This is a genomic window from Nonomuraea sp. NPDC059023 (assembly GCF_042740095.1).
In the GTDB taxonomy this organism is placed as follows: Bacteria; Actinomycetota; Actinomycetes; order Streptosporangiales; family Streptosporangiaceae; genus Nonomuraea.
In genome coordinates, this window is sequence record NZ_JBHYIO010000093.1 from 1 (window position 1) to 9,446 (window position 9,446).

The window sequence follows — 9,446 nt, forward strand, 5'->3', positions numbered from 1 at the left end:
CCCGGCCACCCCGCCGGCCAGCGCGGCGGGCACCACGCGGGCGCACCCCTTGAGCACCGAGGGCAGATGGGTGTCGTCGTAGTCGAGAGAGTGCGCGAGCGTGCCGTTGACCAGGGCGGCCGACGGGGCGGGCAGGCGGTGGCCGCTGCCGATCGTCGTCGCCTCCCCGGTACCGTTCCACCGCAGGGCCGCGCGCAGGACCGCGGGCGCGGCGTCGGCGTCCGGCTCGGCGTAGGCGGCCAGGCAGTTGCCGAGCACGTCCAGGATCCGGCCGGCGACGTCCGCGCGGACCTCGCCGGGCAGGCCGTCGTCGCGGCAGCCCGCGGCGAAGGCGGCCAGCAGCTGCACGTGTGTGGTCATGCGCGCTCCCCGGGCAGAACGGCCAGCGGCCGGACCGGCGCGCCGGTGGCGCCCACGATCGGCAGCGGATTGAGTACCAGGAGGAACTCGCGCACCCCCGCGTCGAGCAGCTCGTGCAGCCGCATCGTCTCCACGATGTTGATCCCCGACTCCACGAGCATGATCCGGTGCACCGGCAGCGCGGCGTGGCCGCGTTCCGGCGCGATGTGCTCGAAGGCGATCGTCTCGCCGCCGACCACGCGCGGGCGCCGCTCGGCCAGCCAGCGCCCGGCCTCGACCCCCGGCCCCGGTACGCCCGCCGTCTGGCCGGTGAACCGCCCGGGATCGTGCCAAACGCGCGACCAGCCGGTGCCGATCAGCAGGGCGTCGCCGGCGCGGATCTCCACCCCCTCGGCGGCCTTCTCCAGGTCGGCGACGCTCACCTCGTAGCCCGGGGGCAGGAAGTCGGCGCCGTGGACGCGGGCCACGTCGAGCAGGACGCACCGGCCCACGTACGGGTCGAAGGAGTCGATGCCCAGGGAGCTGAAGCCGTCGTTGGTGGTGAGGTCGGCCGGGTCGGCTCCGCCGTACAGGAGGCCGTCGTGCGAGACGTGGGCCAGCGCGTCCACGTGGGTGCCGACGTGGCCGCCGGTGACGATCAGCTCGTTGGCGGCGGAACCGCCGTCGGCGCGGACCACGTCTCCGTGCCGGCGCTCCAGGAGCATGCGAAATGGGGGATGATTGGGCGATTGGGGCATACCCCTTCGCATCGGCTGCGCCAAGTCGTACACACGCAACCCGTCCTGCCACATGGCTCACTCCCGGTTGTTCCAATTATTGGAATTAGGTTTCAGACTGTACCCATGATCTACCTGGTCTACCGGATGCGGCTCGCCGAACGCGCCCGCAGGGACATGGCGGCCTTCTGGGAGTGGCTGGAGGAGCGCGAGCGCTGGTTCTACCGTGATTTGCCGATGGTGAAGGAGGTGCGCTGGTTCTACAGCGTCGTCGGTGACGTCTACATGCTGGAGAACTGGGCGGCCTTCGACGACGAGGCGGCCTGGGGCGCCTACAGAAAGGCCCTGGCCACCCTCAAGAGCGACTCTTCCTGGGAGTCGCAGCGCGTGTCACAGGAAGAATGGTGGGACTTCGTGGACACGAGGATCATGACTGACCCACCCGTACCGGTGGGGTTGCATCGCAGGTGAAAGGCTCCAGCATGTCCAGCCAGACCGTCGCGACCGTCGAGCGGGCGGCCGACGTACTCGTCCGCTTCGCCGAGGCGGGCACCAGCACGCTCGGGGTGACCGAGCTCGCCGACAGCCTCGGCATGTCCAAGGCGGCGGTCCACCGCGTGCTGGCCTCCCTGCGCAGCCGCGGCCTGGTCGAACTCGACGAGGACAGCCGCCGCTACTCGCTCGGGCTGACCGCGATGCGGCTGGGACTGGCCTATCTGGACCGCATCGACATCCGCCGCCTGGCCGCGCCCGAGCTGGCCGGGCTGAGCGCCCGCACGACCGAGACCGCGACGCTGTCGATCAGGACCGGCCTCAGCCGCGTCTACATCGACCAGGTCAAGCCGCCGCGCGAGGTCATCATGGCGGTCTCGCTCGGCGTGCCGTACCCGCTGCACGCGGGGGGTTCGTCCAAGGCGTTCCTCGCCTTCCTGCCCGAGGTGGAGATCGACTCCTACCTGTCGGCGCCGCTCGACCCGCTGACCCCGGCCACCGTCACAGACCCGGAGCGGCTGCGCACCGAGCTGGCGCTGATCCGCCGCCGCGGCTACGCCATGTCGATCTCCGAACGGCAGCGCGGCGCCGCCTCGGTGGCCGCGCCCATCCTCGACCACCACAGCCTGCCCGCCGCGGTGATCAGCGTCTGCGGGCCCGCCGAACGCTTCGTCGGCGAGGCCGACGCGTGCGCCGCGGCCCTTCTGGAGGCCACCGACCGACTTTCCGCACGACTCGGTCACCGCGCCTGAACTCCGGTTTTCTCCGGTACGGCCAGGCCACTCCGGTTCTTGCCATTGACACAGCCGCCTCAGATTGGAACGCTGTTCCCAGAAGTGGAACGGGGCCCCTCGTACGGCGGGGTTCGGAACGGCAGGATCGGCCTCACCGTGGGGGAGGCCGAACCCACCACCCCGGCACCTCGCCGGCCCCGTCCGGCAGGGCCGGGCGGGGCCGAATCTCTCAAGCGCCACGGCCGGGACCCGCCGAGTAGGGTCTGACGGTGTGACCAAGAAGCCGCCCGCCTACCAGGCGCTCGCCGCCGAACTGCGGGAGCTCATCGTGGCCGGCCGCTTCCGCCCCGGTGACCGGCTGCCGGTCGAACCCGAGCTGTCGGCCGCCTACGGCGTGAGCCGGAGCACCGTGCGCGAGGCGCTGCGCCTGCTGGCCAGCCAGAACCTCATCGCCACCGTCAGGGGCGTGGCCGGGGGCAGCTTCGTGGTGACGCCGCGGCCCGAGCAGATCAGCGACTACCTCGCCACCAGCCTCAACCTGCTGGCCGGCGACACCCAGCTCACCGTTGACCAGTTCCTGGAGATCCGGGACCTGCTGGAGGTGCCCGCGGCCGGGTTCGCGGCGCTGCGCCGTACCCCCGAGGACCTGGCGGCGCTGCGGGCCACGCTCTTCGACCCCGGGGCGGCCTCTCCGGAGGAGATGTACGAGCCGAACAAGCGCTTCCACGCGCTGCTGCTCGGCGCCTGCGGCAATCCGCTGCTGGAGGTGGTGGCCAGGCCCGTCTTCCAGGTCCTGGACGAGCGCTTCCTGCGCTCACGCGCCCCCGGCCGCTTCTGGCACGACGTCGACCGCGACCACCGCGAGATCCTCGCCCGGGTGGAGGCGGGCGACGAGCCCGGCGCCCGCGAGGCCCAGCACGCCCACCTGGCCCGTCTGCGCGGCACCTACCTCGCCATCGACCGCAACGCCACGCCGTAGGACGCGCGCTCGTCAGGTGGTGGCGCGGCGGGGGGCGTCGATGCGGGCGCCCTCCTGCGTGAAGACCATCAGGCGGGAGACGTCCACGGCCACCTTGGCGGCGTCGTTGACCCGCCAGGCCGGGCGCACGCCCAGCCGGACGATCAGGTCGGTCCTGCGGTGGTGACCGCTCTCCTCCGCCTGCTCCTGCTCCTGTTCCTCCATCACCACGCGTGAGGCGAACAGCCGCCGCAGCAGCGTGCCCAGGCCCGCCGACTCCTGGGCGTGGCCGTTGACGCGCCGGCGGGGGTCGGGCGGCTCGGGTACGGCCACGCCGGGCGCCCCGCACTCCACATAGGCCAGCCACTCGTGCCCGTGGTACTCCAGCGCCCTGACCCGGCCGAAGAAGGCCGGCCCGTCATAGGTCTCCGGCACCGGCGCCAGCCCGTCGGGCCGCATGCCGACCAGCACCTGGCTGCCCGTGTACTGCGAGATCGCGTACGCCCGGGGGTCGCTCCAGGGGATCGTCAGCCGGTGCGGGCCGAAGTCCAGCATCACGTACTGGTTCTGCGGGGTGCGTACCGTCGCGGCCAGCAGGTTGAGCTGCTGGGAGTTGAGGAAGGCGGCGACGAAGGCGGTCGCCGGGTCGTTGTAGATCTGCGCCGGGGTCCCGACGTCCTGCAGGACGCCGCGGTTCATGATGGCGATCCGGTCGGCCAGCGTGAGCGCTTCGACCTGGTCGTGGGTGACGTAGATCGTGGTGACGCCGAGCGACCTGACCAGGGCGGAGATCTCCATGCGCAGTTCGGTGCGCATGCCGGCGTCGAGGTTCGACAGCGGTTCGTCCATCAGGAAGATCTTGGGCTGGCGGACGATGGCGCGGCCCATGGCCACGCGCTGGCGCTGGCCGCCGGACAGGGTGCCGGGGCGGCGGTCGAGCGTCTCGTCGATGTGCAGCGCCTTGGACAGCTCCTGCACACGTTCCTTGACCAGCGCGGGGTCGGCCTTGGCGATCTCCAGGGGGAAGGCGATGTTGCCGCGCACCGAGCGGTGGGGGTACAGGGCGCCGCTCTGGAAGACCATGGCCACGTCGCGGTCGCGGGGGGCGAGGTGGTTGGCGAGCTTGCCGTCGAGCCACAGGTCGCCCTCGGTGATCTCCTCCAGCCCGGCGATCATGCGCAGCAGGGTGGACTTACCGCAGCCGGAGGGGCCCAGCAGGACCAGGAACTCGCCGTCCTCCGCCTTCAAGCTCATGCGATCGACCGCCAGGTGGTCACCCGGGTAAACCTTGGTCACTTTGTCGAGAACGACCGAGCTCATGGGCAGCACCTTGCAGCCAGGTTCCGCTGTGATTGATGAGGTAGTACATCGCGGTTACAGCCTGATGTCCAGGCTTGCCATAAAAAATCTCTATGGATCGGGCGCGCAGGGGTTGACACGCCGCCTGACTTCTGTCTTGTGCCTCAGCCAAGCTTCCGGGTGGTGAGTCACCTCACATAGGGGGTTTTATCCCACTCTAGGGGTAAGTGTGGCGAAAAATCAGGGGTTGGTGGTGCATGAAAGACTTGCGGAAACTTGCGGAAAGAGATGTCATGTACGGGACTATTGGGGGGTTTACATGACCGACTGGTGGCGCGACGCCGTCATTTACCAGGTGTACGTCCGCAGCTTCGCCGACGGGAACGGCGACGGCGTCGGCGACCTGATCGGTGTGCGCGACCGCCTGCCGTACCTGAAGAGCCTGGGTGTCGACGCCGTCTGGCTCACCCCCTTCTTTACCTCGCCCATGGCCGACTTCGGCTACGACGTCGCCGACTACCGCGACGTCGACCCGCTGTTCGGCACGCTGGCCGACGCCAAGGCGCTCATCGACGAGGCGCACGGTTTCGGCCTGCGGGTCATCGTGGACATCGTGCCGAACCACACCTCCTCGGCCCATCCGTGGTTCCAGGAGGCGCTGCGCGGGCGGCACCGCGAGCGCTACATCTTCCGCGACCGGCCCAACGACTGGGAGTCGATCTTCGGCGGCCCGGCCTGGACGCAGGTCGAGGACGGCCAGTGGTACCTGCACCTGTTCGACAAGGAGCAGCCCGACCTCAACTGGGACAACCCCGAGGTGCGCGCCGAGTTCGACTCGATCCTGCGCTTCTGGCTCGACCTCGGCGTGGACGGCTTCCGCATCGACGTCGCCCACGGCATGGTCAAACCGCACGACCTCCCCGACATCGGGCACAGCGACCAGATCCGGATGATCGGCTCCGACGTCGTGCCGTACTTCGACAACGAGGGCGTCCACGACATCCACCGCCACTTCCGGCACATCCTCGACTCCTACCCCGGCGAGCGCATCGGCGTCGCCGAGGCCTGGGCGCCCACGCCCGAGCGGCTGGCCCGCTACGTCCGCCCCGACGAGCTCCACCAGGCCTTCAACTTCCACTACCTGAGCACCCCCTGGGACGCGCCCCGCCTGCGCGAGGCCATCGACGCCTCCCTGGCCAGCGCCGCCTCCGTGGGCGCGCCGTCCACCTGGGTGCTGTCCAACCACGACGTCAGGCGGCACGTCACCCGCTACGGCAGCCTCGACCGCGCCCGCGCCGCGATGCTGCTCACGCTGGCGCTGCCCGGCTCCGCCTACGTCTACCAGGGCGAGGAACTGGGGCTGCCCGAGGTGCTCGACCTGCCCGAGGAGGTCCAGCAGGACCCGCAGCGGCTGCGCGACCCCGAGAGCGGGCGCGACGGCTGCCGTGTGCCGCTGCCCTGGACCCGCGAGCTCGGCTGGGAACTGCCGTGGCTGCCGATCCCGGCGAGCTGGTCCGAGCTGAGCGTCGAGGCCCAGGAAGGCGTGCCCGGCTCCACCCTGGAGCTCTACCGCGCCGCGCTGCGGCTGCGCCGCCAGATCACCGGTGAGCTGCGCTGGCTCGACTCGCCGGAAGGCACGCTGATGTTCGCCCGCGGCGACCTCGTCTGCGCCGTCAACCTCACCGCGCGACCCGTCGACTTCGCCCTGGAGGGCGCGCCCGTGCTGTCGTCGGCCGCCACGCCCGGCGCTCCCGATTCCGCGGTGTGGTGGAAAGTAAAGTAGCGCCCATGAACGGACACGCCCGCCTTGCCGACATCGCAGCCCAGGCGGGGGTGAGCGAGGCCACCGTGAGCAGGGTGCTCAACGGCAAGCCCGGCGTCTCCGCGGCCACCCGCCAGGCCGTCATGACCGCGCTCGACCTCATGGGGTACGAGCGCCCGCCCCGCCTGCGCCAGCGCAGCAACGGCCTGGTCGGGCTGGTCACCCCCGAGCTCGACAACCCGATCTTCCCCGCGTTCGCGCAGGCCATCGAGAAGGCGCTCACCCAGCACGGCTACACGCCCGTGCTGTGCACCCAGATGCCGGGCGGCGCCCCCGAGGACGAGTTCACCGAGCTGCTCGTCGACCGCGGCGTCAACGGGATCGTGTTCGTCTCCGGCCTGCACGCTGACACCACCGCGCGCATGGACCGCTACACGCGCCTGACCGACCGCGGGCTGCCGATCGTGCTGGTCGACGGCTACAGCGAGCACATCGACGCGCCGTTCATCTCCCCCGACGACCGGCTGGCGGCGCGGCTGGCCGTCCAGCATCTCGTGGACCTCGGGCACGAGCGCATCGGCCTCGCGCTCGGCCCGCGCCGCTTCGTGCCGGTCATCCGCAAGATCGACGGCTACCGGCAGGCGATGGCGCAGTTGCTCGGCGCCACCGAGGTGGACGGCCTCATCGCCCACTCGCTGTTCTCCGTCGAAGGCGGCCAGGCCGCCGCCGCCCAGCTGCTCGAACGCGGCTGCACCGGCATCGTGTGCGCCAGCGACCTCATGGCGCTCGGCGCGATCCGCGCCTGCCGAGAGCGCGGCCTGTCGGTGCCCGGCGAGGTGTCCGTGGTGGGCTTCGACGACTCGCCGCTGATCGCGTTCACCGACCCGCCGCTCACCACCGTCCGCAAGCCCATCGGCGCGATGGCCTCGGCCGCGGTGCAGACGCTCCTGGAGGAGGTGAACGGCGCGCCCGCCCGGCACGTCGAGCTGGTCTTCCAGCCGGAGCTCGTCGTCCGCGGCTCCACCGGCTCCGGCCCGCTGGTGAACCGGTGACCCACGACGTCCTCGTGGTCGGCGGAGCCGGCGTCGACACCACCGTCTACGTGCCAGGACTGCCCCTGCCGTACGCCGACACCTACACCGTCCCGCCCGTGATCGACCGGATCGGCAACACCGGCGCCGGCGTGGCGCTCGGCTGCGCGGCGCTCGGCCTGCGCACCAAGTTCGCCGACCTGATCGGCGACGACCCGCAGGGCGCGCTGGTCCGCCGCGCGCTGAGCGGCGTCGACTGCTCGTTCGGCGAAGCCGTGGCCGGTACCCGCCGCAGCGTCCTGCTCGTCGGCCCCGACGGCCGCCGCACCTCGCTGTTCGACCCCCGCGCCACACCCGGCGAGACGCTGCCCCCGTCCCTGTACTCCGGCCCGCGCCCCCGCCACGCCCACCTGTCGATCACCGACTTCAGCAGGAAGGTCTTCGCCGGCCTGCCCGGCGTCCCCACCTCGACCGACCTGCACGACTGGGACGGCGTCAACCCCTACCACGAGGACTTCGCCTACCAGGCCGACCTCGTCTTCCTCTCGGCCGCCGCCCTGCCCGACCCGCCGGCCACGATGCGCCGCATCCTCGACAAGGGCCGCGCCCACACGGTCGTGTGCACCCGCGGCGCCGGCGGCTGCCTCGTCCTGGAGCGCGGCAGCACCGGCCCGCGCGCCTTTCCCGCCGCCGCCCCGCCCGGCCCCGTCGTCGACACCAACGGCGCGGGAGACGCCTTCGTCTCCGGCTTCCTGTACGGCCGGCTGCGCGGCCACGACCTGGAGACGGCGGTCCGGCTGGGTTCGCTGACCGGCGCCCACGCCTGCACGGTGGCGGGCACCCACGAGTCCCCGCTGACCGAGGCCGCCCTCCTCGCGCGGGCGTAGCCTCCGGGAGGGCGTCACCGGGCGCCGAGGCCGCAGCGAAGGCAGGCCGGGCGGGTGCGGTAGTAGTAGGCCAGGGTGGCCAGGCCGAGCGCCACGGCCCAGATGGGCCAGTACGCCATCGGGCTCACCAGCCACGACGCCGGGTCCGTCCAGTCGGTGACCCGGATCGCCACCGCCCCGGCCGAGGCCAGGACCGCCGTCACCGCCGTGGCCGCGCCCAGCGGCAGCTTGCGCGGCACCGGCCGGCCGGCGAGCACCGGCACCCAGCGCGGCCAGATCTCGCCCCACGGGCGGACCAGGCCGAGCGTCAGCACGCCGCCCACCGCGCCGAACGTGGCCAGCCCCGCGCCCGCCCACGCCATCCCGGTCTCGTGCAGCCACCTGATCCCCTCCTCCGAGAACAGCAGCGGGATCTTCATCGCCCACGCCCAGCGCACGACCGAGTAGAACAGCGGAACGGCGAAGGCCGTGTACGCGGCCCACCTGCCCCAGCGTGCCGCGCCCGCGGGCGTCCTCCAGTGCGCGGCGTGGCCGTCCGCGCGGCCGCAGCTCTGACACGCGCCCGCGCTGCGGCGGGTGGCCGCCAGCGCCGCCGCCGCCCACAGCAGGCCGCCGGCCAGGCAGATCAGCATGTTCACCACCGGCCAGGGGAAGGCCAGCTCGAAGTAGTTGGCGTCCGGCCAGCCGAACGGCAGACCCACCAGGAAGATCGGCGCGTACCCGACCGCCGTCATGATCCGGGCATCCGGCACCAGCACCACCAGCAGGAACGCCATCGCCCACGCGGGAACCAGCATCGCGACCCTGGCCGCCGCGCTCCAGCGCCGCGCCTGGCCGCTCCAGTCGCGGGTCATGGCCACCGCCAGGAGAGCGCCCGCGAGGCCGAGCCCGGCGATGACCGGGGCGGTTCCGGCGGCCGTGGCCGCGCCCATGAAGGACTCGGCGCGGGCGTCGGGGACGTCGCCTTCGCCGAAGGGGAAGCCGGCTCCGCCGTACGCCCAGAAGAGCCCCAGACCGCCGTACGCCAGCGACCACGCGGCCGCTCCCCACGTCGCCCGGCGGGGCCAGCGGGCGGTTGTCGCAACCTTCGTCGTGTTCATGGCCCAAGCCTCGCGGCGGGGGCGGCCGGCGCACATCTGCCGTTCGCCGGATCCGATGGCCCGCGCACCGGCCCCGCCTCCGCCGTTCGGCGGATGCCGCCCGCTCC

The 9,446-nt window shown here is 72.1% G+C and carries 10 protein-coding genes; 6 read left to right on the forward strand and 4 right to left on the reverse strand.

The window, feature by feature from the left end:
* Together ACFWYW_RS58265 and ACFWYW_RS58270 are read right to left on the reverse strand one after the other, a co-directional pair.
* Window positions 1–360: MmgE/PrpD family protein (locus ACFWYW_RS58265; RefSeq protein ID WP_379641443.1), on the reverse strand; the 360-nt coding region annotated here is incomplete at its 3' end.
* On the reverse strand, window positions 357–1,151 hold the full coding sequence (locus ACFWYW_RS58270) for a cyclase family protein (RefSeq protein ID WP_379626550.1): 795 nt from the start codon (window positions 1,149–1,151) through the stop codon (window positions 357–359). The genes ACFWYW_RS58270 and ACFWYW_RS58265, both read right to left, overlap by 4 nt.
* A 51-nt stretch (window positions 1,152–1,202) precedes the next feature.
* Between ACFWYW_RS58270 and ACFWYW_RS58275 the strand changes: the two genes are divergently transcribed.
* The 3 genes from ACFWYW_RS58275 (at window position 1,203) to ACFWYW_RS58285 (ending at window position 3,281) form a co-directional block, all read left to right on the forward strand.
* Entirely contained in the window at window positions 1,203–1,547 is a 345-nt protein-coding gene (locus ACFWYW_RS58275) for a hypothetical protein (RefSeq protein ID WP_379626548.1), read from the forward strand.
* An 11-nt stretch (window positions 1,548–1,558) separates the two neighbouring features.
* Window positions 1,559–2,320 (forward strand): IclR family transcriptional regulator, encoded by a 762-nt coding sequence (locus ACFWYW_RS58280; RefSeq protein WP_379626546.1) that lies wholly within the window; start codon window positions 1,559–1,561, stop codon window positions 2,318–2,320.
* Between the two features lie 253 nt (window positions 2,321–2,573).
* Window positions 2,574–3,281, forward strand: coding sequence for a FadR/GntR family transcriptional regulator (locus tag ACFWYW_RS58285; RefSeq protein ID WP_379626544.1), 708 nt, complete (start codon window positions 2,574–2,576; stop codon window positions 3,279–3,281).
* Between the two features lie 12 nt (window positions 3,282–3,293).
* Here ACFWYW_RS58285 and ACFWYW_RS58290 read toward each other — a convergent pair whose 3' ends face one another.
* Window positions 3,294–4,580, reverse strand: coding sequence for an ABC transporter ATP-binding protein (locus ACFWYW_RS58290; RefSeq protein ID WP_379626542.1), 1,287 nt, complete (start codon window positions 4,578–4,580; stop codon window positions 3,294–3,296).
* 298 nt (window positions 4,581–4,878) lie between these two features.
* On the opposite strand from ACFWYW_RS58290, the gene ACFWYW_RS58295 reads away from it, so the two are divergent.
* The 3 genes from ACFWYW_RS58295 to ACFWYW_RS58305 are packed head-to-tail and all read left to right on the forward strand — an operon-like array spanning window position 4,879 to window position 8,239.
* Window positions 4,879–6,342 carry a glycoside hydrolase family 13 protein gene (locus tag ACFWYW_RS58295; RefSeq protein WP_379626540.1) on the forward strand — a complete coding sequence of 488 codons (1,464 nt, stop codon included), beginning with the start codon at window positions 4,879–4,881 and terminating at the stop codon, window positions 6,340–6,342.
* Window positions 6,343–6,347: 5 nt separating this feature from the next.
* Window positions 6,348–7,373 carry a LacI family DNA-binding transcriptional regulator gene (locus ACFWYW_RS58300; protein WP_379626538.1) on the forward strand — a complete coding sequence of 342 codons (1,026 nt, stop codon included), beginning with the start codon at window positions 6,348–6,350 and terminating at the stop codon, window positions 7,371–7,373.
* On the forward strand, window positions 7,370–8,239 hold the full coding sequence (locus tag ACFWYW_RS58305) for a carbohydrate kinase family protein (RefSeq protein ID WP_379626536.1): 870 nt from the start codon (window positions 7,370–7,372) through the stop codon (window positions 8,237–8,239). Before ACFWYW_RS58300 ends, ACFWYW_RS58305 begins: the two co-directional genes overlap by 4 nt.
* A 14-nt stretch (window positions 8,240–8,253) precedes the next feature.
* Here ACFWYW_RS58305 and ACFWYW_RS58310 read toward each other — a convergent pair.
* Window positions 8,254–9,446 (reverse strand): hypothetical protein (locus ACFWYW_RS58310; protein ID WP_379641444.1); only part of this gene is annotated, 1,193 nt, incomplete at its 5' end.